This window comes from Ruminococcus sp., from assembly GCF_019423705.1.
In the GTDB taxonomy this organism is placed as follows: domain Bacteria; phylum Bacillota; class Clostridia; order Oscillospirales; family Ruminococcaceae; genus Hominimerdicola.
The window spans coordinates 24659-49627 of record NZ_JAHZAX010000003.1; the positions used below are offsets into that span (position 1 = coordinate 24659).

A 24969-nucleotide genomic window follows, 5' to 3' on the forward strand; every position below is an offset into this window, starting at 1 on the left:
AATTACATATGGCATATTGTGGACATTGCGGAAAAGAAATTGATGATGAAGCGGTAGTATGCGTCCATTGCGGCTGCCCCACAGGGGTACAGACCGCAGCGGCAGCACCCGCAGTAGACCTTGAAGCAAAGGCTTCAGGCGGAGAAAAAGTATTGAGCTTTCTTATCCCGATCGCAGGAATAATACTATACTGCGTAAATAAGGGTAAAAAGCCGAAAGCAGCTAAGACCTGCCTTAAGATCAGCCTTATAACTTGGTTGATAGTGGCATTGATAACCGTCCTAGGCATAGTTATACCGGGACAAATGGCAGCAGGACAGTTAAAGTCTGCAAACAGCAATGCAAAACTTGTATTTACAACAGTAAACAACGAACTCGCCGATATGGCAGTTGAGGGTATTTCCATCAGCGACTCTGTGGGAGTACACGAATTTAGTATGTCGAATTACAACAGAGACGATGCAATTGAAAAAGCATCTGTAGAAAGCCTTAAAACTAGCGGTGTCAGCGATGGCTATGTCACATTCATTGTCAAAGAGGACTATAGCATTGTAATAGCGACCTGGCGTTCATCATCAAGCGCAAGTATCTACGGTCAATACCCTAACCCGATCCAATAATAGCTATCTTAATATCACTTTCTTCATAGAGGATACCCAACCGAAAAAGCCTGCCTTTTATAAAGGTAGGCTTTTCACTTTGTCAACCATAAAAAGCAACGGCTCCGCACATTCCTGTACGGAGCCGTTGTTGGCTAAGGGGAAAAGTTACTGCCGCTGCCTCCAAAGGCTCATCAGCCCGGATACCAGCTCATCGTTATCTTATCGACCTGATTTGTTGTCTCTTCAAATTCAATGTGATAACCGATAGCACCATAATAAAGCTCTGAACTTACACTATAATCCAGATAATCGCCGCCGTCCTCTGAATAATCCTTGTTGTTCTCCATAAGCTGTTCCTTTGTCGCATTCAACGGGAATGACAAACAAAGGTGATCTGCGGCTGCGTCGATACCCTTGCGTGCTTCCTCGTTCTCCTCATCGCTGAGCGTCGTTCTTGGTACGTAATAATATGAAACTAGTATCTCCCCCACAGGACAATCTTTTATCTTCATCGTGCCGTCGGTGAAATTTGATCCCCTAACACCCAGCGTCACGAAATCGCTCGCCTCAACTGAAAAAGCGGATGAGCTGTGATTTTTCTCGATGTCCTCGTCCATTGCCTTTAGATCGCTCTCAGAAAATGGAACACCTGCGTCTATCATATCCTGTAATGTTGTCTCGCCCAGCTTGAATACCTTTCCGTCATAGGCAAATGTAAGATCGCTTGCATCAGCATATTTTGTGCTCAGACCCTCAACAAGCTCAAAGGGTCTCTCAACGAATTCCTCAGCCGCCGATGAAGCGTCGTCCACTAAACCGTCATCGTCCTCATCGTAATCATCATCGTAATCTTCATCATCGCTGTCATCATCAAGGTCATCGATCTCATCAAGCCCGTCGTCAACTTCCGCCGCCGAAGTCTCCGCAGGCTTCGAGTCAAAAAGACCGCCCTCAGACTTTGAGCTGTCATCTGTCTGTCCGCAGGCAGTAAGACACATAAGCAGCGCCGTCAGAGCAACGATCGTTCTCCCATTTCTCTTCATACACAATCTCCTCATCAAAAAATAATATAAAAAATTGATCCCGTCCGACAACAAGTAAAAAAATTAAAATGCTTTACCAATTGCCGCAATTACATAATAACATCACCGCCGCCCTATTTCAATATGCCTGTCCCGAAACGCCGAAATATGTCCCGAATGACCGCATAAAGGTGATATTTGCCAGCGTATATACTATTTAATATATATGCGTCTCGGCATAAAAAAATCCCCGCAAACAAAAAGTTCACGGGAACGCTTGGAGCTTGTGACGGGACTCGAACCTGCGACCTGCTCATTACGAATGAGCTGCACTACCAACTGTGCTACACAAGCATATTAAATTGTAGATCATAAAAGCGACCTGCTCATATACGGTCAGAAATATAGTTGTCTGCAACTATTAAGCTTATATATTATACACCATCTCCCCCCGTTTGTCAATACCAAAACGCCACAACCGCCAATTTTTATAAAAAGTTTTCAATTTAAGCGTCTATATGTGCAAACTCACGAATATACCTTTCAAAAGAAGCCAAAACAGTCTCAATATTAACCTTAAATCTAGTTAAAATTTGTTCAATTGTGATTTTGCACAAACAAAATTCGCTTCATTTTAACTTAAACGTTTCAGAAAAGCCCGATTTAGCGTGTATTTTCTCATATATTAAAATTCTCATACACGTTTTTGAAAACCTGCGAAAATATTTAATAATTTCAAACGTTTTAGTGCTCAAATTTTCATTTCAACTATCGAAAACGTTTAATAGCCCCACTCCACAATAGCTTTTTGTGGTTTCACATAACAGTTCACAAAAGTCAATAAGTTTTTATAGTCATTTTATACATACACAAGCAAGTAAAATTTCTTCATCAAAGAAATACTTCAACATTTTTCGAGGAATATTCGTCTTTTTTAGCTCACACTGTAACAGCTCTGTTACAATTATCACAAAACAATTGTCAAAGTGCACAAACATAAAGTTGAAAAATTGTGCGAGCCTCCATAATTTATTACAACAAGCATAAAAATGCGAAAAAAGACTTGAAATTATCCCGAGAATATTGTATAGTTTTATTAACGGAAACGTTTGAAATACTTTTTTGGGAGTATGTCAAGCGTAAACGTTTAAAATCACACGGAAAGGCAGAAATATCTATGGTTTCGTTGAAAGACATTTCCGTTCGCTGCGGCGTATCCGTTGCCACCGTAAGTAAAGCCCTCAATGGTCATAAGGATGTCAGCGAGGCTACCAGAGAAAGGCTTATAAAAGCCGCCAAGGAAATGGGCTATTTTCCAAACTCTCAGGCAAGAGCGCTAAAGACTAACCGAACTTATAATCTCGGCGTTATGTACCTCGATGAGGCTGGAAGCGGTCTTACACACGAGTTCTTTGCGAAGGTGCTCGACAGCTTCAAAACTACGGCTGAGTCTGCCGGATACGATATTACCTTTATTAATAGGGACGTGGGCAAGCAGAAAATGTCGACCTACGAACATTGTAAATACCGCAACGTGGATGGCGTAATTATTGCCTGCACGGATTTTTCGTCGCAGGATGTGTACGAGGTGATAAATGGAGATATACCTGTCGTCACGATAGACCATATTTTCGATTGCAGAACTGCTATAATGTCGAACAACGAAAAAGGTATGGAAGAACTTATCAATTATGTAACAGGTCTCGGTCACAAAAAGATCGCTTTTATCCAGGGTAATAGATCAGCCGTCGCTGAAAGACGTCTCGCAGGTTTCTATAAAGCCTGTATGAACAGAGGCATTGAGGTAGACCCCGATTGGATAATGAACGGCGATTATCATAACCCCGATCTTACTTATGAGCTTACAAAAAAGCTTCTCTCTCAAGAGAATAGACCTACCTGCGTTTTTATGCCGGACGATTATTCGGCAATGGGCGCTTTCAATGCGATCAAGGATATGGGACTTTCAGTTCCCGAGGACGTCTCGGTGGTGGGATATGACGGAATCGCTTATTCACAGCTCCTCTCCCCTAAACTTACGACCTATCTTCAGGACACAGACCTTATCGGCGTAACCGCTGCAAAACAGCTCGTCTCGCTGATAGAAAATCCACAAACGACCTTTAAAGAGGTAATCACAGTCGACGGTAAGCTGCTTGAAGGCGGCTCGGTAAGCGACATCAGACAACCGTAAACGTTGTCACACAAAACATAAGGCATTAATTTTCCGCAGGCTAAGCTGCGGAGCAAATCAAAATAAAAACTAATGCGATTTTAAGGAGGAAAATTATTATGGCAAATCTTAAGAAGGTACTTGCAGGTTCATTGAGCCTCTGTCTCGCAGCTTCAATGTTCACAGCTTGCGGAAGCACAGATTCTTCATCATCTAAGGGCGGTTCCGGCACAAACAACGGCGGAAGCGGCGATTCTTCAACAGATAGAATCAATACAGCTGAACTCCACGGTGTAGATTCTTCTGACGAGTCAAAGAGCACACTCACAATTTACTGCTGGAACACAGAGTTCAAGTCAAGACTTGATAAGTACTATCCACAGGGCACAACAAAGAAGCTTGAATACAACGAGTTAGAAGATGGTTCTAAGGAAATTTCTTCCATCGACGGTGTTAAGCTCAACTGGGTTCAGATCGAAAACGAAGGCAACGCTTATCAGACAAAGCTTGATGACGCCCTCAAGGCTCAGAAGGACAGCACAGAGAAGGTAGATATGTTCCTTATGGAAGCTGACTACGCTCTGAAGTATGCTAACGGCGACGTTGCTCTCTCCGTTCAGGACCTCGGCATCACAGATGACGATATGTCCGAAATGTATCAGTACACAAAGGACGTTGCAACTGATACAAAGTCAGGCGAGCTCAAGGGTGTTTCTTGGCAGGCTACTCCAGGTCTGTTCCTCTACAACACAAAGATCGCTGAGGACGTTCTCGGCACAAGCGATCCTGAGCAGGTTCAGGAAGCTGTTAAGGACTGGGATACATTCACAGAGACAGCTCAGAAGATGGCTGATAAGGGCTACAAGATGGTATCTGGTTTCGATGATACATACAGATGCTTCTCCAACAATATGTCCAGCCCTTGGGTAACAGACGATAAGATCACAGTTGACCCACAGATCAAGGCTTGGGTTGACCAGACTAAGGATTTCACAGATAAGGGTTACAACAACAAGACTTCCCTTTGGGATGACGCTTGGGCAGCAGGTCAGAAGATCGACGGCGGCGTATTCGGCTACTTCTTCTCAACTTGGGGCATTCCTTTCACACTTCTTCCAAACACAGTTGACGAAGAGATCAAGGCTGATGGTTCAAACGCTAAGGAAGGCAACGGCGGTTATGGTCTCTGGAAGGCTTGCTCAGGCCCACAGGCTTACTACTGGGGCGGTACATGGATCTGCGGCGCTATCGACTCCGATAACCAGGATATCATTGCTGATATCATGAAGGTTATGACTTGCAACAAGGATGTAGCTAAGGCTATCACAGAGGGCGAGCAGGACTACACAAACAACAAGGCTGCTATCAAGGAACTCATCGACGGCGGTTATACAAACGCATTCCTCGGCGGACAGGATCACCTCGCACTTCTTACAGAAGCTGCAGAAAAGATCTCTCTCGAGAACAAGCTCTCTGCTTATGACCAGGGCTGCAACGAGAAATTCCAGGGCGCTATGAAGGACTACTTCCTCGGAACAGTTGACTCTTACGAGGCTGCTCTTGAGAACTTCAAGAAGAACATCACAGACCTCTATGGCAACCTTACTTGCGATTTCTAATTCAAAGAAAAATAAGTAACTAATTAAATATAGGGGGTGGAGGTTATCCCCCCCTATTATTTATTAATCTCACGAAAGGAATAGGTATACTTATATGAAGAGAAAAAGCATAAGCTATGCCAAATGGGGATATATTTTCCTTATCCCGTTCTTTGTAGTTTACACGATATTCTCGCTATATCCTCTGTTCCAAACATTCTATTACAGCTTTACTGATTATGTTAAGAAGCAGGGTGAGATCGGCGGCGGCTGGACAAGACAAGTAGTTGAAGTAACGCCTACTTTCTGCGGCTTCCAAAACTATTCACAGATCTTCTCATCGGGAAGCGATCTGCTCCAGGCATTCTGGAACACGATCATTATGTGGCTCATCGGCTTCATTCCACAGCTCGTTATCTCCCTTATCCTTGCGGTATGGTTCACAGACCTCCGCCTCAAGATCAAGGCACAGGGCTTCTTTAAGGCTGTTATCTATCTTCCAAACGTAATTATGGCTTCTGCTTTCGCATTCCTGTTTTACAGCTTGTTCAGCAGAGACGGCGCTATCTATGACCTTATCAAGGTACCGCTTCTCGAAAGCGTTTGGGGTTCACGAGGTATAGTCGGACTTATCAACTTCATACTTTGGTATGGTAATACGACAATTCTTCTTATGGCTGCCATTATGGGCGTTGACACATCACTTTATGAGTCAGCTCAGATCGACGGCGCAACTTCCAGCGAAACATTCTGGAAGATCACGATCCCACTTATCAAGCCGATTATGTCCTACGTTCTTGTAACATCAATGATCGGCGGACTTCAGATGTACGATGTACCTGCACTTCTTACTAAGGATATGGGTAACCCTAACGGCAAGCTCAAGACCGTAGTAATGATAATCCAGGCAAATAAACAGGGTGATATCGGTAAGGCTTCCGCACTCTGCGTAATAATCTTTGTTATTTCCGCTATCGTAGGACTTGCACTTATGTTTGCTTCCGCTGATAAAGACGGAAAGAAGAAAAAGAAGAAAAGGGGGTAAGACGATATGCCAAGAAGTACTGACGTAGTTGGTGAAAAGAGCAGCAATGCCGGATTGACCGTCCGCAGGATCGTGGCTTATACAGTCCTTATCCTTCTGGTAGTTATATCACTTTTCCCATTCTATCTGCTTATAATCAATGCAACCCGAGGCAGATCACAGCCGGGTATCAGATGGTATCCTGACAAGTATCTCCTCAATAACTTCAAGAACCTCTTCAAGGGTTCGACTGCTGTCGCATACGGAAGCGTTTGGCGTTCACTTGCCAACTCTCTGTTCATTTCAGCTTGTGCTTCCATGCTCAGCGTTTACTTCTCAGCCCTGACAGCGTATGCTATCCACGTTTACCACTTCAAGCTGAGAAAAGCTGCTGATATGTTTATCCTCATCGTAATGATGGTTCCAACACAGGCTTCAGCTATCGGTTTCTATCAGTTTATGTCAAAACTCGGCTGGACTGATACATACATTCCGCTGATAATCCCTGCAATTGCCGCACCTGCAACATATTACTTTATGAAGCAGTATATGGCTTCTGCATTGCCGCTTGAAATAGTTGAAGCAGCCCGAATAGACGGCTGCGGAGAGTTCAAGACCTTCAATAAGATCGTAACTCCTATCCTCAAGCCTGCATTCGCAGTACAGATCATCTTTACATTCGTAACCAACTGGAACAACTACTTTATGCCAAGACTTATTCTTGAGACAAAGAGCAAATACACGATCCCGCTTGTGCTCAACGCAATGCGTTATGCCGGCCCACAGGAAAAGGACGTAGGTATGTTCAGCTTGTACATCGTACTTGCTATCCTCCCTGTTGTTATCGTTTATCTCTGCCTCTCTAAGTTCATCATCAGAGGCGTTGCTCTCGGAAGCGTTAAGGGATAATCAACCGAATATCACAAGAGCGTACAGAATTTTCTGTACGCTCTTTTTTTGCCCTACATTTACATTATCAATTCTCCACAAAAATCTTCGTCCTTATCCCCCTATTATCAAGATTGACCTCTACCCTGCAAACACGCTTGCCGTCAACGTCATATCCCACCGCTGATATCAGATCGTCAATGTCCTCACCAAGATATCCAACGTGGGTCAGCCAGCTAACATTGTGCTCACGATTTGAAAACCCTATCCTGTCTTTCAAACCAATGCTGACATCATTGAGCCATTGCCTGTCAAGATTGTAATACTTCTCCCTCACAATGCCAAATGGCTTGATTTCGTCGTTTTCATAGCTGTAACCATAATTGCCCTCAACGTTTTTCATATGCACCTTTGAAAGCATAAGCCTTGTGTCAAGCTGACTGCCGTAGTCTATCACCCTGCCCTCAAAAAGCACAAGCTTCTCAGAAGCGCTCACGCACACCTTGTCGCCCTCGCCGATGTACGCCCTTGCGCCGTAAGCTTTCGTGCCGTAAACGCCGATAGCCTCCCACAATGTCGAGCCCTCGTTGATGTTCACATAGTTCACCTTTTGGGTGTCCGCCTCAAAGGCTATCTCGCTGGTTGGTGAATATTTCCCCATTATCTCCGTCAAGCTCACCTGCGACCAAATACCCGGCTCAGGCTGATTTTGCCCCAGCAGAATGGTGATTCCACGGCTGACGATGTTGAGAACGCTCTGTCCGCCGCATACCCTCACGCTCAGCAGATCGGCCAAGCCATAGTGCACTCTCTTTCCGCCAATGTAAAACCCCACACGCTTGACCGCCCCAAGCTCCACCTTGCCGTCAATTATCACACGCCCACGAAGCTGACTGTAAGGCGTGTATCTGTCTTTCACGATAGTCGCCGACACGATCTTCCCAAGCTGTAAAACTTCCTGCCCCTCGAGCGTCACATACGCCTTGCTCATTCGTCCGCCTCCCTCAGCTCAATACTAATGTCCCCGAGAATATGCCCCACCTTGAACTCGATGGCCATATCCGTCAGCACATATCCCGTGAAAAGCGTGTCGCCGGCGGTGAAGCTTATAACCTTTCCGGCGGTGGAATTAAGTATCCCCCAAGCGTAACGCTTGTCCGCCGGGGCTATCTTCCCCGTGAAAGTCAGCACATTGGCCTTCTTTCCAGAAATGTTCCTGTAAAATCCGTCAACAGCCTTTGTCTCGCTCTGCACAAAGCCGCCGCTGCGGCGCACACCCTCCATATAAATGGTGTGCTGCGTAATGTTAAGCTTTATCCTCTCAGGCTTCCTCATAGTCCATCGCCTCCTGAATACAAACTCTCACGTCAAGCTCCAGCTTCTTTTCAAGTCTGCGCAGCGGCAAAGACTGACTTGTCTCGCAAAGCTTTGCGCTGTTGACAGCGATACTGTCGTCCTTTTCAAGGGCAATGAAAAGCTGGTCGCACTTCTGCGCAAGCTCCGCCCCGTCGCTGAAATTGCAGGCCTTTCCCATAAGCCGCAGCTCGATCTTCGCCTCCAGCTCCACAAATAACGTCTCGCCGTCAAACTTCATCGCCTCGTCCGCAACCGAACATTCCTTCACGCCGCAAAAGCCGATAAACTCGTCCTTGTGAAGCAAACTGTCCGCCGCCGAGTATTCCGTCATCGCCGTAAACCCGACCGCTTCCAGCCCCGATATCATCACCTCAGTTATGCCGCTTATCCCTGTCATTGCTCATCACCCTCCGAAAATTCCGTCACCGAGCAAAATGCAAATCCGCTCTCGACAGCGAATCGCTCCGCTCTTTTTGCAGCGCTGTCACGAAGCTTCATCGCCGCCTTTATCCTGCCGTCCTCGTCGTATTTCTCCACAGCCTTTCCCTGCGCCGTAACGATGACCTTGTCGCAAGCCCCACGCTGACAGACAAATCTGAAAAATCCCTCCGTCGCCGCCGCAAATTCGCAAATGCTCCTGTCCTCCGCCGACTTTATGCGGCTAACGTCAAGGTCGTTCTCAACAGCGTTCGCCGCCGCTTTAAGCATATCTTCATACGCCCCGAAACCTGCCTCGTCAAGTCCGCAAAGCCCCATAAATTCGCTTTTTATGTTGTCAAATTCAAGTATCGCCATTTTGTGCCTCCTCAAATAAATTCCCGCCCGCCGCCCGTTTTTCTTATTTTTCTTATCTAAATCTTATGACTTAACAGTCTTGAGTGTCTTGACCGCACCGCTTGTAAGCGTCGAGAAGCCCACCATAATGGAGCAGGATATCTCATTGCATTGTGTTGAGATAAGCTGGTCAAAATCCACCACGATATCCGTGCCAAGCACCATTTCAACAGCGCAGCTCTGATCTATGCCCACCGCAATATCGCCTGTAAGCTGAGGGCACTTCACAAGTGTCACACCGTAAGGTGTCTGCACCGTGCCGCCCGACATATAATCGCCCACGCAATACTTCATCTCGTCCATAGCAAGTATCTTCGCCATAACGTCAGGTGTGCAGACCATTGTCGTCATATTGCAGTCGCTCATCGAAGCCCAAAACGCTGCAAGATCGGAATAGGCAAGATCATTTCCTGCAATAGTCATAGGCGTAACGCCGTTTGTGATCTCCGTCATAGCAAGTCCGTTTACGTCCCTGCTGATAGCCGCACCAAGGTTCTTGAGAATCACGCCGAAAGCTTCAAGTCGCTGCTTTCTGATGGATTCGTATGAGCAGCTAAGACGTCTCGCAAACTTTGTAAGCGTCTTGTTTGCCGAAGCAAGTCTCACGGTCGTAACAGGCATTGTGCCGCCTTCCTTGACGGTGTCCGAATTGCCGCCCTTTGTCACCGTCAGGCCTCTGAAATCAATGCCGTCGGTGTATGTAACAGCCGCAGCCACCTTGCCCATAATAGAGCTTTCGTCCATACCCTGCTTGATAGTGCGTCTCACATATTCAGGGAAAAGCACCGCAGATTCGGTCGAAAGGAAGAACTTTTCCACCCTGTCAGAGCTTGCGCCCTTGACCTTGATGTCGAATCTCTTGAGCTGTCTCTCGAAAGCGTCCAGCCCCTTGAGCTCTGTGTTCTCGTAATTTGCGTCAGGGTCAAGCTCCGCCAGCGCCTGTGTGAATGTCTTGCCTGTGATAGAATAAAGTCCCTTTTCAAGTCTGATATTGTTGTACATATTTTCATTTCTCCTTTTTGATTTTATAAATTTTGTTGTTAAAAACCTTTTGTGGTAAACGGGCGAACGCTAAATTGTTGTGAGCTTTGTCGAACAACAATTTTCACCCCTACTTAGGAACTACATATTAGTCCAAATTATCGAACACAAACCTATTTCCACATCTCGACCACCCCCTTTCATATCCCATAACCTAAACCTTGTAATCCCCCGTCAGAAAGCTGTTTTTCTCCGCCTCATAGACCTCATCATCATCGACCACCTGCTCTTCAAGCTTCTTTCTGAACCCGATAAGCTCCTTAATGGTCATCATTTCCGCCAGCTCTCCGACCCTTTTCGCCGTCATATACGGCTTGCAAAAATAGCTGAGCCTTAAAACATCGGCGGTCAAAGCCTTTCTCGCAAGGTCGATATCCTCGCTTCTGTCCGAATAACTGTACTTGTTTTCCGCCTGCGAGAACCTCTTCGTCACCCCTGCGTGTACCTGCGCAGGCACCGCCACAAATGACCATTCGTAAGCGTCCAAAGGCTGGTCAAGCAAGTGAAAACAAAGCTTTCTGCCATATTCCCTGCCCTTTTCGTGACAGCACCCCTCTTCATACTGATCCGCACCGCAAATTGAGCACACCTTCGTCATCATCGAACAGCTCACCGAAACTTCTTTCTTTATCCCCCCTTCGATCTCCTTGATAAGATCGCCGTTGGACTGCGTGCGCACCATATATGCCCTCGCCATAAGCCTGCGGTAGACCTCGCCGTCCGCCGTGAGCTTCTCGGGAATGGTCTCCACCCAGCACTCAAAAATTCTCGCCGACTGATTGCCGCTCTTCGGGTCGTGATCGAATATCCCCGTCCTGCCCGTGAAAAGCTCCGCCAGACCCTCGAGGGCTTCGGAAGCGAACTTCTCGCCGTCTCTGTCAATGTCGTTGTCGCAAAGGTTGACCTTGAAAACAAAAAGCTGTTCCGCCGTCACCTCGCCGCTTGCGTATTGCCTGATGAGCGCAAGCTCCCTGTCCGTAATTTTTTCCGCAATTGCCAATTCTGTCTTTTCTGTCATTTCGCTCATTTTTTCTCCTGTCTTTGTCTCTTTTTCTCCTTGGCTTTATCCTCGTCCGCCTGAGCAAATTCCCTCTCAAGCTGCTCCGCCTGAGCATTGTAAAGTCTTGATCTCGCCAGCGCTTCCTCGTCCTGCAAGTTGATGTTGTCCCATTCCACCCTCGCCGAACAGCCATACCCCTGCAATCTCAAAAACGCCTCACATATCTGCTCCAGCACAGGTGATAACAGCCTGCGGTAATATTCCAGCTCGCTTGTGAGGATGTCCGCCTGCTGCTCGCTCATTCGCTCGGTGCTCGACCAGTTCAGCCCCAGCAAAAATGGCGGTATGGAAAGCTTAGCCACAAGCTGCTCCATAAGCTGCCGCACAGGTATCTCCGTGTCGATGACTTGATTGTCCGCACCGATGACCTTGATGTCAACATCGCCCACAGCCACAAAATCCTGCACAGCGCCGTTTCTCGAAGCCCTCATACCCTTCGCCCATTCCTCAGCGATCTGCTGCGCACGCTCCTTAGCTCTCGCCCTGTCGCCCTCGCCGTCGGGACGATACGTCACCGCATATCGCACATTTCCGACCCTGTCAAAATTCTGCCCAATGCACTCGTATATCCTCATCAGCACTTGACTAAGCGCAGGCAACCCTCGCAGTATCGACACCCCGTCTGGGTGCTTAGGACTGGGATTGAGCGCCGTGTAAAGCAGCTTTTCCGGCGATCTTATGCTGACCTCCTGTCCGCCGCCCAAGTAAAATACCCTCTTTGTCAGCGGATCTTTTCCTTGGCAAACCCTGTAAAGTGAAGCGTCACCAACATAAACGCCCTTTATCCTGCCCGTGCGCCTGTCCGCATATATCCTGCCGATAGCCTTTCCGTATGTCAGCAGCGAGTCAAGATACATATCCGCAAAAGTGAAAAGCGATCTGCCCGATACCCCCACGGATACCTCCCTGCAAAATCTGTCAAGCTCCTCCTGCGCCCTCTCGTCCTCCGCCAAAACTCTGAAACCGCCCGTCAGTCTGATTATCTTTCCAAAGCAAGCGTCTATGATCGGCACATTCGCCCTCAGCGAATCGTAAAGTTCCTGCTGAAAACTCTCGCTAGGCGCAAGCCTGTATTCAAAACCCGAACCCCTCTGCGCCCCAGCCGTGCCAAGATCCGCCGCCTGCTGCTTCTTTCTAAATAACGCCATTGTGTCAATATCTCCTTTCTGTACAAATTTTCGTACTGCTTAATTAATGTTCCACAGCGATAACAAAGAAATCGTCCTTGTCGCCACCTAAATATTCCGCCGCAAAGTACCGCATATCGTCCATTGCGTGATCGTGCTCCTTGATCGGTGCGTCACGGCTCGCCCCGTCGTCCCAGCGATAAAGCGCCAGCTCACGAAGGGTGTCCTCGCACCGCCTCGATATCTTGATCTTTCCGCTCTTGAACCCATCCGATACAAGCCTTATGCCCGATATCACGTCATTTTTCGCAGGAAAGACCGCAAACTTCCCGTGCCGCCTTATGCACTCGATAAATGAAGCCGCCGACGGATCGCAAATAACTTTCTCTATCCGCCTGCCCTTTGCAAGCTCCTCAAGCGCCTTGTAATGCTCCTCGTCCGTCCGCTGCATACCCTCACGGCGAGAGTCGTAATAGTATTCGTCAATGCGATACCACCCCCCCTCCGACAAGCACCAAAGCCCGAAGCTTGAAGGGTTCACCGTGCCGTAATCGCAGCTTATAACGTACTTTTCGCCGCTGATCTCCCCATCAAAAACGTTGATATCTTGATCGAACATCGGGTAAACAAGCCCCTCCGCCGCCGTCCATTTTCCAAGCACGAACCGCTCGTAAAACGACCCCGTGTAAATTCGGTGATAACGCTCTATCACAGCCCTGCTCAGCGTCGGATTGTCCTCCAGCACAAAATGCCTGTAAACTAGCCGCTTTTGCTCCGCCTTGTCTATCCATTCTTTCTTGAACCAATGATAAGGATTGTCAGGATTGCAGCAAAACCAAAGCTTGCTCCCCGGCACAGAACACCTTGCCGCCGCCTGCTCGATAAAGCTTCTCGGCATAAGGGCAGCCTCGTCAAGAAGCACCCCAGCCAATGTCACGCCCTGTATAAGCGATGGCGACCCCTCGTCACGTCCGCCGAAAAAATAAAACCTGTTGCGGCGGTTGCCAAACGTCACGTCAATGTAATTTCTCGAGGTCACTTCCTTGACCCCCATTCCCACCGACTCCATATATTCACGAAGCCCCGGGAGCACATTCCGCCTCAGCGAAACGATAGTTTTCGAGCACAGCCCGAAAAGCTTTTTGTCAAAACAGGTCATTGCCCACGTCACAAAGGAAGCAGATAAACAGAACGTTTTACCGGACCTGACTGCGCCATCACAGATTATCCCATCGTAATCCCTAAGATCCGCACGCAGCCACCATCTGAAAACAAATGTCTGATTTTCTGACAGCCTTTCTATTTTCATAAGCCGCCACCGTCCTTGCCGTAAAGCTTTTCCATAAGCTTCATCGTCTCGGAGCTTTCACCAAGGTTGGGCGCAAGCTCCACCAGCTTTTCCAAAGCCCTCTGCCTGTCGAAAAACTTCACCTCGATATCCCCTTTGGCGTTTTTCTTGATCTCGCTGACGTTGAAAAAGTCATATCCCATAACCTCTTCCGCCGTCACATTCTCGTCAAAGATCAGCCTAACAGCGTCATTCACGCACCCAAACGCCAGCCTGCTCAGACCCGTTTTAACATACGCCGTGGTCTGAACGTCCTCATTTTCAAGCCGCCTGATCTCCTCAGCAACGCCCTCGCTATGCAAAAGCGCCGCACCCTCGTTCTCGGCATTTTTCCTTTCAACGCCTAAACGCTGAGCCGCCTCACGAAGATTTCGAAGATGAAAAAACAGCCGTGCAAATAACTTTGACCTCTCTGTCATATAAGACCTCCTGTCCATAAAATCGTACTATTACCAGCCGAGCCGTATAAAATGTTTCCGCCCGACTTGATAACTTCCCGAGAAGCGTTTTGTTTTTTTTCGAAGTCTCTCGAAATGCACCTCTCACTTATCCCGAAAAAAGGCCAAAAAGTTGCATAAAAAATGCAACAATTGCTCAAATGTTGTCAAATTAAATCATTTATCATTTGTTTGCATAAATCGTCCACCTTGTTTTTGTGGGTTATTAACAACAGTTTGTGAATAATCAAAACTTTGATAAATATATTTAAAAATAGTATTTTCGCCCCCACATTATTGATTGACATTCTAAAAACACAAAGTCGGACAAAAAACACCGCACAATTTCTCTCCTACAATCGGCATAAATATGCAACGTGTATGTAGGGGCGAAAATTGTTGTTCGACAAAGCTCACAACAATTTATCGTTCGCCCGTTGGTTCAACGCTTTCCCACGATTTAACCAACGTTAAGCCACCCAACACAAATTTTCAGCATCACACACCAAAAAAAAACAGCCTTGTGAAACTTTTTGCATATGGTATGCAAAAAGATATATAATGCTTGACAAATTCTCAGAAAATAGTACAATAATAGGTGTATGACTACATAAGGGCAATGCCCGTAAAACCCGAATAATAAACAGTTTCAACTAACTTTATAACTTTCGCAGGAGGTAAAAATATGAAAATGAGAGGTATTTATTCCTCGGTGACAGACATCAGAAGAAAGGTCTTTACAGAAGTGGCAAGACTTGCCTATGAAGAGGGCAATTATGCCGAAAAGATCGCCGATCTGCCATATAAGATCGTGCCGGGAAGCAAAGCCGTTTACCGTGAGTCTATCTTTCTTGAAAGAGCCATCGTTGAGGAAAGACTTCGTCTTGCTATCGGTCTGCCGCTGAGACCTATCGAGGAGCATAAATCAGTTGCCGACGGCATTGAAGAAAGCGCTATCGCCGAAAAATACTACGATCCGCCGCTGGTAAATATCATCAAATTCGCCTGCAACGGCTGTCCAGAAACTCATTATCACGTTACCGACTGCTGTCAGGGCTGTCTTGCTCACCCTTGTCAGGAAGTCTGTCCAAAGGGCGCAATAACGGTCAAGCACGGCAAATCCGTTATCGACCAGTCAAAGTGCATAAAGTGCGGCAGATGTCAAAGCGTCTGTCCGTATAATGCCATTAATAAAATGGAGCGCCCCTGCGCAAGAGCCTGCGGAATGGACGCTATCGGTTCAGATGAAGAGGGCAAGGCAAAGATAGATTACGACAAGTGCGTTTCCTGCGGAATGTGCCTTGTAAACTGTCCTTTCGGCGCTATCGTTGACAAGGGCCAGATATTCCAGCTTATTACAGCTATGAAGAAAAAGAAGAAGGTCATCGCTATCGTTGCCCCAGCTTTTGTGGGACAGTTCGGTCCAAAGGCAAGCCCTGAAAAGCTCACCGCAGCGATGAAAAAGCTCGGCTTTGCGGACGTTGTCGAAGTCGCTATCGGCGCTGACCTCTGCTCGATCGAGGAAGCAAAGGACTTTATGCGTGAAGTTCCGAACACCCAGCCGTTTATGGCGACTTCCTGCTGTCCTGCTTGGTCAGTAATGGCGAAAAAGCTCTTCCCGACCCTCGCACCGTACATTTCAATGGCGCTGACCCCAATGGTTCTGACCGCAAGAATGCTCAAAAAGGACAACCCAGACGCTTGTATCGCATTTATCGGTCCTTGCGCCGCAAAGAAGCTTGAAGCTTCAAGACGTTCTATCCGCAGCGATGTTGACTTTGTCCTCACATTTGAAGAGCTTATGGGAATGTTCAACGCAAAGGGCGTAACATTTGACGACATCACAGACGATGAGAAGGTGGAACTCACAGAAGGCACAGGTGACGGCAGAGGCTTTGCAGTCAGCGGCGGCGTAGCGAAAGCAGTTGCCGACGTTATCCACAAGCTTGACCCAGAGCGTGAAGTCAAGGTAGTTTCCGCACAGGGACTTAAAGATTGCCGCAAGCTTCTCACCCTCGCAAAGGCAGGAAAATATGACGGTTATCTTCTTGAAGGTATGGCCTGTCCGGGCGGCTGCGTAGCCGGCGCAGGCACATTGCAGGCAGTAGAAAAGAGCACGGCGGCCATCAACAAATACGTCAAGGAAGCCCCAATGCAGAACTCTCTCGAGTCAAAATACGAGATAAATCTCGACCTTATCACAGAACCACACGATAATAAATAAGGCAATGGCGATGAGGAAAAAACTTTTAATATAAGCCGAACATTGCTATTTGTTGGCATAAAAAAACGAGGCGGTCGATCGATCGTCTCGTTTTTTTATGCAAAGCACATAGATATGCCGTTATACTGGGCAATAGTTTAAATATCAACTGTACAAAAAATATCCCCGAAGAGCCAGCACAAGCTCATCGGGGATATTTCTATATGTACGATTTTTTGTACTATTAGTTATTCGTTTTCGATCTTTTCCTCAGCCTTAGCAAGCTGCTTCTTGTCGAAAACGCTCTTTGCCACCTGAATACCGAACACGATAGCCGCACCGATGATAAAGAAAACGATGCTGAAAGTGCCAAATGTCATCGGGTCTTTAGGTTCTTTCAGAGTTGTCGGACCAACGACGATCGCATAAAGCGAGCCGATCATCATTCCGATCACGCAGTAGATAGTCTGGCTTCTGAAACGCTCCAGCGCCTTTTTGATGAACCTCAGCGACACGAAAACGCCGATAATAATGCCCAAGCCGAGGCAGATTATCAGCGGCAGATAGCTGAAATTGAAGTGCAAAAGCTCCTTAACACCCGTGATGACAGGCATATAAAGTCCGAACGTGAGCAGGATAGTCGAGCCGGAAATGCCCGGCAGCACCATTGCGGAGATCGCACACATTCCTGCGATGATAACGAAGATCACCGTGCCAACGCCCATATTCGTGACGTCCGTGCCGCTTCCTGATGGGTTTATAAGGGAAATTCCCACAACAATGGCAATGCCCACGATCGCCCAAATGATGTTGTAATATTTGCCCTTAACGCTCTCTTTTTCTTCCATTATCATAACAGGAATTGCCAAAATAATGAACCCGAGAAACAGGGAGCTGACCTTGTAAATGCCGCTCTCAAACACATTTGCCAGCACGCTCACCGCAAGCAGCATACCGATGACCCAGCCGATACCAAGCTTTATGAGGAAGAAAAACGCCTCTTTTCGCTTGCTGTTGTCCTTGCCGAAAATATCGTTCAGCGAGTTGATAAATTTGTCATAAAATCCCAGTAAAAACGCTATCGTTCCACCCGAAACGCCCGGAACGCTGTCCGCAAGCGCCATACAAAAGCCTCTTAATGCGTTTACTATCATACTTTTTGTCTATGCCCGAAAGCACGTTTTATCGGGCATATCCTCCTTTCAATGTTCCTTTGTGTACGAAATTATGTACTGTTAAGCCATATAAGCCCGTTCTACAAGAGCCATAAGCTTTTCAAGCTCCGCCTGCTGTTTTTCGTCGGAGACCTCTCCCGCCGCACACTCGCAATGGGCTTTGGCAAGCTCTTTCCTGCCAAACCGCAGCTCACACAAGCCAAGGTAAAGATCGCACTCGCACTTGAGCATTTCCCCTGCTCCGTGGCAGACGTATGCACGCTGGAAATAAGTCTCAGCACGACCGTATTCCCCACGAGCGTATTCAAGCACACCCAGCGTATGCAAAATATGCCCGCACTTGCGCTGTTTGAGCGCCCTATGAAAATAGTGCCTGCTCATATCGTAAATGGTCTGCGCCTGCTGGAACTCTCCTGCCATAAGCTTGCCGAACACCAGCATATTGAAATAATCGCCCTGTTCGATGGCCGAAAGCTGAGAGATATCCATACGCTCCAAAGTTGAAAAACAGTCCTCAAGGCGATCGTTTGCGGCATAAGCACCGGCAAGCTTCAAAAGCCCCGACTGCGCCTCATCGCTTTTTCTTGTGAGATACTTTTCAAGTCTGGCAAAATATTCATCGCTTGCGCCCTGCTCGTCGTAAAAACGCTCAAGGCTTTTTATCTTCCGCACCGATATTATCAGCCACACGGCTTCCGCAAGACACACCAGCATAACGCAAGGCAGCGCCGCTTTTGCAAACACCCCCACGCACACCCGCGCACCGAATTTGCAGCCCGTCACGAGCCAAAATACGCACATCACCATATAGCTGAGCGAAAGACCTGCGGCAAGTATCAGCGCCACAGTCCCGATAATTCCGCCCTTTATCACTTCGCACGCTCCTTATTTCCGTGATCGCCGTGACCCTTTTTGAACAAGTACATAATATCACAGCAGAGTAAAATCCTAATGTTCTTTTTGTAAAGTACAGGTAAAACAGTATAAACTAAACATAAACTTTGCCGACCGCAAACGATGCCTTTTCCGCAAAGTGCCGTAAATCGTCGGGGAATGTCAAATTAAAACGCCGACAAACAAAATCGACAAACCAAACATTGCCGTTAAGCCAACGGGCGAACAATAAATTGTTGTGAGCTTTGTCGAACAACAATTTTCGCCCCTACATAATCACCCGTGTAGGGGCTGGCGTCCCCTACACATTCAAATGCGAAGCGATCACATGACATCTTTGTTTATTACTGCATATCCTTATTTCTATTTTTGAGCAGCTTTTGTCTCTTGCGCTCGTGGATATCCATAACGATCTTTTCACAAAGGTCAACGATCTTCTTCATAAACGGTCTGAATATGTAATAGAACTCGCCTTCGTATGTTACGACCTCGCCGTTGAATCCCTTTTTGAACTTGTAAACGCCGTAATTCGGGTTGGTCTCGTCATTATAGAATGGGATACCCTGGAAATCATAGATGTAATTCTTGCCCTCAAGCGCCCAGTTTATCATCGTCCATTGCATAAGATAGTTCGGATAGAGATTTCTGTGATGATTAGCGGAAGCGCCGTAAACATAGCAAGTCTTGCCTGCATACTGCGTTGTGACTGCGCCCGAAAGCGGAATTTTCTTGCCGTCCTCGTCAACATAGCACATAAACAGGCGGCAATGCTCCTCGCCGAGACCGTTGAGCATTTTCACGAAATACTCCTTCGATCTGATAGAAAAACCGTCTCTGATACCAGTTGCCTGCATAAGCGGATAGAAGTCGTCGAGAGCCTCAGTACCGCAGGCAACGCAGTAAACGCCCTTTCTAGGCGCTTTTCTAATACGGTTTCTCCAGTCTGGCTTGAAAGTCGCCATAACCTCGTCAGGGGTCTTGCCCTCGATATTTCTCAGCATATAGTTATTTCTCGCCTGAATAGTGGTGAGCTCAGCAGCCTTGTGAATGTGCTGGAAGCCCATATCCTCGATAAGCTTTGTGCACTTATCGTCACACTCTTCAAAGCAAGGATCCCACATAAACTGGTAGCATTTATATTTTTTTGCAAGCACCTTAACGCCCTCGAAAAGGTCAGTCATAACAGTCTTGTCCGACCAATCGCAGACAGGGCCGTGTGGCGCATAGAGGAACGTGCAGCCAAAGATCGGTATTTTCTTTATGATGATAAGGCAGGTACCTCTGATCTTGCCGTTCTCATCACGGGATATAACAGCGTCCCAGCCCCAGTTATCCTTGACTTTAGGCCATTTGAGGGACTGCATAAAGTTTCCGTATTTGCTTGTGCTGGCAAACTCTTCATACTCCGCCAGCAATTTTTCATCTGACTTATTGATTATTTCCATTTCTATAATGATCCTCTCTGATTTTAATAAATTGCGACAAAACACACTATTTCATTTATTATACTACACATTATTATAATTGTCAATTATTTTTAACTTGGGGACGGCGGACAGAAAAGTGAGGAGTGAGGAATGGCGGTATCGCCGCAGGCGATACCGCCATTCCTCACTTGCGCCCCCTCCTCGCTTGTGGCAGCGCAGCACGTTAAATATACGAACTAATTAACTGCGTGTTGCAATAAGTTTACATCAGCAATTCATACTTTTGTCATTATATAAAAAGTCTCCGCCAAAGTTAGCCTGTTTGCTGTTCAATATTCCAAAATCAGCATTTTCCACAATTGCAAACCTTGACAATTAGGCACTTATACCATATAATTATATTAGTGAAATTAGAATGTATATTGACATATCCCTGTTAGGTCTAGGTTTTTCGGGGCTTGACAGTATTTTTTGACAGCATTGCGAAAACGCTTTCGTAACTTCTGCGAAGGCTTGCGCACATACCTTTTTATATACGCCTTGCTTGCAAAATGTGCCTATGTGTGCTATAATTTATACTGTACTTGCTGCTATATAATGGTATAACACGCAGGTTATGTGTGAAAATATACTTATATTGTAAATTGAAGGTGCTGGGCGTTATCGTCCGACTTGAAAGTATATATAGGAGGTAAATATCAATGGCAAATCAAGCTAAAAATGCGGTCGAGAAAACGATCACTAAGGCAGAGCTGGAAGAGAAGTTCCTTGACGTTCTTCATAACGACTTCCAGACAACACCTGAGGACGCTTCCGATCAGCAGGTCTATGAGGCTCTCTCAAAGATCGTTGTAGGCATTCTCAAGGCTAAGAGAAGAAAGTTCACAGTAAAGACACAGTCAGAAGGAAAGAAGAAGGTTTATTACCTTTCTATGGAATTCCTTATGGGCAGAAGCCTTAAGACTTCTCTTTACAATTTGGAAATGGTAAAGCAGGCTACCGCTGTCCTCAAGGATTTCGGTATCTCTATCAACGGCATTTACGAGTGCGAGCCTGACGCAGGTCTTGGTAACGGAGGTCTTGGCAGACTTGCTGCTTGCTACCTCGACGCTCTTGCTGCTGACGGCTATCACGCAACAGGTTATTCTATCTGCTATGAGTATGGTATCTTCAAGCAGAAGCTTGAGGACGGCTGGCAGACTGAGCTTCCTGATAACTGGCTCCCCGGCGGTTCTGTATGGCTCGTTCCTGTTCCTTCAAAGGCTGTTGAAGTTCGTTTCGACGGCGAGCTCAAGGAATACTGGGATAATCAGTACCATTGCGTAACTCACGAAAACTATACATCTGTTATGGCCGTTCCTTACGACCTCTTCGTTTCAGGTTATGACAGTGAGGCTGTTTCTAAGCTGAGACTTTGGAAGGCTGAAATGGCTGACTTCGATATGTCAATGTTCAATCAGGGCGATTATCAGAAGGCGCTGAGCAAGAACATCATCTCACAGGCTATCACAAAGGTCCTTTATCCTAACGATAACCACGCTGAGGGCAAGTCTCTTAGACTGAGACAGCAGTATTTCCTCTGCGCTGCTTCTATCGGCGATATCGTAAACCAGCATATGAGCGTTTACGGCACGCTGGATAACCTCCACGAAAAGGTAGCTATCCACATCAACGATACTCACCCAACACTTGCTATCCCAGAGCTTATGAGAGTTCTTCTCGACGACTGCGGCTATTCTTGGGACAAGGCTTGGCACATCGTTACAAACACATTTGCTTATACGAACCACACAGTTATGCCTGAGGCTCTCGAGAAGTGGGACTGCAACCTGCTCAAGAGCGTTTGCCCTAGAATCTTCTCTATTATCATCGAGATCAACGAGCGTTACTGCAAGGATCTTTGGGAGAGATACAAAGATCAGGCTAAGGTGTCACATATGTCCATCGTTGAGGACAACAAGGTCAAGATGGCAACACTTTGCGTACACGTTTGCCACAGCGTAAACGGCGTTGCAAAGATCCACTCCGAGATCATCAAGAAGGAAACATTCAAGGACGAGTATCTTGACACACCGACAAAGTTCAAGAACGTTACAAACGGTATCGCATACAGAAGATGGCTTTATCAGTCAAACGAGGGTTTGACAAGCCTTCTCAAGGAAAAGATCGGCGACGGCTTCCTCAAGAACGCTTCCGAGCTTTCAAAGCTTGCTGTATTCAAGGACGACAAGGACGTTCTCGACAGACTTGCTAAGATCAAGCTTGACAACAAGAAGAACTTTGCAAAGTATGTAAAGAACCAGTACGGCGTTGTGCTCAACACAGATTCTATTTTTGACGTACAGGTAAAGAGACTTCACGAATACAAGAGACAGCAGCTCAATGCGCTGAACATCATCGCTCAGTACAATTACCTCAAGGCTAATCCAAACGCTGATTTCGTGCCAAAGACTTACATCTTTGCAGCAAAGGCAGCTCCTGGATACTATATGGCTAAGCAGATCATCAAGCTTATCTGGAACATTTCAGAAGAGCTCAAGAAGGACAAGAAGCTCAGCGAAAAGCTCAACGTTATCTTCCTCGAGGATTACAACGTATCACTTTCAGAGCTGCTTATGCCGGCTGCAAATATCTCTGAGCAGATATCACTTGCAGGCACAGAGGCTTCAGGCACAGGTAATATGAAGCTTATGATAAACGGCGCTATCACACTTGGTACAATGGACGGCGCAAACGTTGAGATCCACGAGCAGGTTGGCGATGAGAACATCATCATCTTCGGTATGAACGTTGATGAAGTAAACGCTTCAAAGGCCGGTTACAAGCCAATGGACATTTACAACTCAAACACAGTTGTAAAGCAGGCTATCGACACGCTCCAGTACGGTATCAACGGACAGCAGTTCAATGAGATCGCTGACAGCCTCAAGAACTCTGACCCATATATGGCTCTCAAGGACTTCGATTCTTATCAGAAGGCACAGGCTTACGCTTCCGATTGCTACAAGGATCAGACAAAGTGGCAGAAGATGAGCCTTGCAAACATTGCAGGCGCAGGCATTTTCTCCGCAGACCGTTCTGTTGAGGACTACGCTAGAGACATTTGGGGTCTTTCTAAGTAATCTATTTATACGAAATTTATCGGACAGTCGTTTGGACGGCTGTCCGATTTTTTGTACATATATACAAAACAAACGAGTACATTCACCAAATACACTTGGCGAGGTGAGGCAAGACAAGGCGAGATACGACGGGCGAACGCAAATTGTTGTGAGCTTTGTCGAACAACAATTTTCCCCTACATTTGACAGTATATTATACGGAGCAAAAAACAGCGACCAAGAGGTCAAAGCGAACGAAGGTCGCAACAAAAAAAATCATCGCCAACGGCGATTCCGTCATTCCTCATTCCTCATTCCTCACTTGACTATAATAGAACAGAAAACGTTGAGCGGCACAAAGAAATGTTTGATTTTCATAGCAAAGTGTGTTATACTATATGTGTATAAATTTTTCCACAGGAGGACGTTTTATGCTTACAGGAAAAACTGCCGTTATCGGCGTTACAGGCTCTATCGCCGCTTTTAAAATACCTACGCTGGTGCGTTTGCTCAAAAAGCTTGGCTGCAATGTTCAGGTGCTTATGACCCAGAACGCTACTCAGTTTATCAACCCTATCACTTTTGAATCTCTTACAGGCAATAAATGCCTTATTGATACTTTTGACAGAAATTTTCAGTATAGCGTCGAGCACGTTGCCATTGCTAAGCAGGCGGATATCGTTATGATCGCCCCTGCTTCCGCTAATGTTATCGGCAAGATCGCTAACGGCATTGCGGACGATATGCTCACGACCACCGTTATGGCGTGCCCTTGCAAGAAGTTGATCTCCCCTGCGATGAACCATAATATGTATCATAATCCTATCGTGCAGGACAATATCGCTAGGCTGGAGCGCTTCGGTTATGAGATCGTTAAGCCTGCGGTGGGTATGCTTGCTAACGGCGACACGGGAGACGGCAGAATGCCCGAACCTGAGGAACTTTTTGAGTATATCCTCCGTGACCTTGCCTGCGAAAAAGACCTTGCCGGCAAAAAAGTGCTTGTCACCGCAGGGGCGACTATGGAAGCTATCGACCCTGTGAGATATATTACCAATCACTCAAGCGGAAAAATGGGCTGCGCTGTGGCAAAGGCCGCTATGCTCCGTGGTGCGGAGGTAACGCTGGTGGCAGGACATATGGAAGTTCAGCCGCCAATGTTCGTGGACGTTGTGAACGTCAAGTCGGCGGAAGATATGTTCAGAGAGGTAACAAGCCGTGCGCCTCAGCAGGATATCATCATCAAGGCGGCGGCGGTTGCAGACTATACCCCTGTGACAGTTGCGGACAGCAAGATCAAAAAGGCTGACAACGATATGAAGATCGAACTGAAGCGGACGCAGGATATTCTTGGATATCTTGGTGCGCACAAGACCGAGGGACAGCTTATCTGCGGCTTTTCTATGGAAACTGACGACGTTATAAAGAACTCTGAGAAAAAGCTCACAAACAAAAACTGCGATATGATATGCGCAAATTCTTTGAGGACTTCGGGGGCTGGTTTCAAGACCGACACCAACGTTATCACGCTGATAACAGAGGGCGGCGCTGAGGAGCTTCCGCTTATGACGAAGGAACAGGCTGCGCACAGGATAATCGATAAATTGCTGGAATTAGGATAAATCAGCAATTGCGATGTAGGGGCGAACAGCGTTCGCC

Annotated in this window: 21 protein-coding genes and 1 tRNA gene; 8 read left to right on the top strand and 14 right to left on the bottom strand. The window is 46.8% G+C overall.

The features are described from left to right. The first annotated feature begins 8 nt into the window (after positions 1-8). Positions 9-620 (top strand): zinc ribbon domain-containing protein, encoded by a 612-nt coding sequence (locus QZ371_RS03065; protein WP_295209247.1) that lies wholly within the window; start codon positions 9-11, stop codon positions 618-620. Positions 621-793: 173 nt separating this feature from the next. Here QZ371_RS03065 and QZ371_RS03070 read toward each other — a convergent pair whose 3' ends face one another. Next, entirely contained in the window at positions 794-1645 is an 852-nt protein-coding gene (locus QZ371_RS03070; RefSeq protein ID WP_295209251.1) for a hypothetical protein, read from the bottom strand. Positions 1646-1902: 257 nt separating this feature from the next. After that, positions 1903-1978: transfer RNA gene (locus QZ371_RS03075), tRNA-Thr, on the bottom strand. Positions 1979-2801: 823 nt separating this feature from the next. Between QZ371_RS03075 and QZ371_RS03080 the strand changes: the two genes are divergently transcribed. The 4 genes from QZ371_RS03080 (at position 2802) to QZ371_RS03095 (ending at position 7328) form a co-directional block, all read left to right on the top strand. Next, complete coding sequence (locus QZ371_RS03080; protein ID WP_295209256.1) at positions 2802-3818, top strand: LacI family DNA-binding transcriptional regulator; 1017 nt, start codon at positions 2802-2804, stop codon at positions 3816-3818. 98 nt (positions 3819-3916) lie between these two features. Next, positions 3917-5416 carry a carbohydrate ABC transporter substrate-binding protein gene (locus QZ371_RS03085; RefSeq protein WP_295209261.1) on the top strand — a complete coding sequence of 500 codons (1500 nt, stop codon included), beginning with the start codon at positions 3917-3919 and terminating at the stop codon, positions 5414-5416. A 94-nt stretch (positions 5417-5510) separates the two neighbouring features. Beyond that, positions 5511-6440, top strand: a complete 930-nt coding sequence (locus tag QZ371_RS03090) for a sugar ABC transporter permease (RefSeq protein ID WP_295209264.1) — start codon at positions 5511-5513, stop codon at positions 6438-6440. A 6-nt stretch (positions 6441-6446) separates the two neighbouring features. After that, a complete protein-coding gene (locus tag QZ371_RS03095) occupies positions 6447-7328 on the top strand; it encodes a carbohydrate ABC transporter permease (protein ID WP_295209267.1) in 882 nt (293 codons plus the stop codon). A 67-nt stretch (positions 7329-7395) separates the two neighbouring features. Here the strand turns inward: QZ371_RS03095 and QZ371_RS03100 are convergent, their stop codons facing one another. The 9 genes from QZ371_RS03100 to QZ371_RS03140 form a co-directional block, all read right to left on the bottom strand. Next, the gene (locus tag QZ371_RS03100; RefSeq protein WP_295209270.1) at positions 7396-8298 is read right to left on the bottom strand and encodes a hypothetical protein; all 903 of its coding nucleotides are present in this window, start codon (positions 8296-8298) and stop codon (positions 7396-7398) included. After that, positions 8295-8642, bottom strand: coding sequence for a hypothetical protein (locus QZ371_RS03105; protein ID WP_295209273.1), 348 nt, complete (start codon positions 8640-8642; stop codon positions 8295-8297). Before QZ371_RS03105 ends, QZ371_RS03100 begins: the two co-directional genes overlap by 4 nt. Continuing rightward, positions 8629-9060 carry a hypothetical protein gene (locus QZ371_RS03110; protein ID WP_295209276.1) on the bottom strand — a complete coding sequence of 144 codons (432 nt, stop codon included), beginning with the start codon at positions 9058-9060 and terminating at the stop codon, positions 8629-8631. The genes QZ371_RS03105 and QZ371_RS03110 overlap by 14 nt, the downstream gene beginning before the upstream one ends. Then, a complete protein-coding gene (locus QZ371_RS03115; RefSeq protein WP_295209279.1) occupies positions 9057-9458 on the bottom strand; it encodes a hypothetical protein in 402 nt (133 codons plus the stop codon). The genes QZ371_RS03110 and QZ371_RS03115 overlap by 4 nt, the downstream gene beginning before the upstream one ends. A 63-nt stretch (positions 9459-9521) precedes the next feature. Next, on the bottom strand, positions 9522-10499 hold the full coding sequence (locus QZ371_RS03120; protein WP_295209282.1) for a hypothetical protein: 978 nt from the start codon (positions 10497-10499) through the stop codon (positions 9522-9524). Between the two features lie 193 nt (positions 10500-10692). Further along, positions 10693-11565, bottom strand: coding sequence for a hypothetical protein (locus QZ371_RS03125; protein WP_295209285.1), 873 nt, complete (start codon positions 11563-11565; stop codon positions 10693-10695). After that, on the bottom strand, positions 11562-12746 hold the full coding sequence (locus QZ371_RS03130; protein ID WP_295209288.1) for a serine/threonine protein phosphatase: 1185 nt from the start codon (positions 12744-12746) through the stop codon (positions 11562-11564). Before QZ371_RS03130 ends, QZ371_RS03125 begins: the two co-directional genes overlap by 4 nt. Before the next feature lie 43 nt (positions 12747-12789). Further along, positions 12790-14034, bottom strand: coding sequence for a PBSX family phage terminase large subunit (locus QZ371_RS03135; RefSeq protein ID WP_295209291.1), 1245 nt, complete (start codon positions 14032-14034; stop codon positions 12790-12792). Then, on the bottom strand, positions 14031-14492 hold the full coding sequence (locus tag QZ371_RS03140; RefSeq protein WP_295209293.1) for a terminase small subunit: 462 nt from the start codon (positions 14490-14492) through the stop codon (positions 14031-14033). The genes QZ371_RS03135 and QZ371_RS03140 overlap by 4 nt, the downstream gene beginning before the upstream one ends. Positions 14493-15201: 709 nt before the next feature. Between QZ371_RS03140 and QZ371_RS03145 the strand changes: the two genes are divergently transcribed. Then, positions 15202-16734 carry a 4Fe-4S dicluster domain-containing protein gene (locus tag QZ371_RS03145; RefSeq protein WP_295209824.1) on the top strand — a complete coding sequence of 511 codons (1533 nt, stop codon included), beginning with the start codon at positions 15202-15204 and terminating at the stop codon, positions 16732-16734. A gap of 227 nt (positions 16735-16961) precedes the next feature. Here QZ371_RS03145 and QZ371_RS03150 read toward each other — a convergent pair whose 3' ends face one another. The 3 genes from QZ371_RS03150 to QZ371_RS03160 form a co-directional block, all read right to left on the bottom strand. Beyond that, positions 16962-17837, bottom strand: coding sequence for a DUF368 domain-containing protein (locus tag QZ371_RS03150; protein ID WP_295209296.1), 876 nt, complete (start codon positions 17835-17837; stop codon positions 16962-16964). A gap of 111 nt (positions 17838-17948) precedes the next feature. Then, complete coding sequence (locus QZ371_RS03155) at positions 17949-18761, bottom strand: hypothetical protein (RefSeq protein ID WP_295209299.1); 813 nt, start codon at positions 18759-18761, stop codon at positions 17949-17951. Positions 18762-19126: 365 nt separating this feature from the next. Then, positions 19127-20227 carry a peptidoglycan bridge formation glycyltransferase FemA/FemB family protein gene (locus QZ371_RS03160; protein WP_295209303.1) on the bottom strand — a complete coding sequence of 367 codons (1101 nt, stop codon included), beginning with the start codon at positions 20225-20227 and terminating at the stop codon, positions 19127-19129. Between the two features lie 683 nt (positions 20228-20910). Between QZ371_RS03160 and QZ371_RS03165 the strand changes: the two genes are divergently transcribed. Continuing rightward, positions 20911-23331 (top strand): glycogen/starch/alpha-glucan phosphorylase, encoded by a 2421-nt coding sequence (locus QZ371_RS03165; protein WP_295209307.1) that lies wholly within the window; start codon positions 20911-20913, stop codon positions 23329-23331. 410 nt (positions 23332-23741) lie between these two features. Beyond that, on the top strand, positions 23742-24932 hold the full coding sequence (gene coaBC / locus QZ371_RS03170) for a bifunctional phosphopantothenoylcysteine decarboxylase/phosphopantothenate--cysteine ligase CoaBC (protein ID WP_295209311.1): 1191 nt from the start codon (positions 23742-23744) through the stop codon (positions 24930-24932). The last annotated feature ends 37 nt before the right edge of the window (positions 24933-24969 follow it).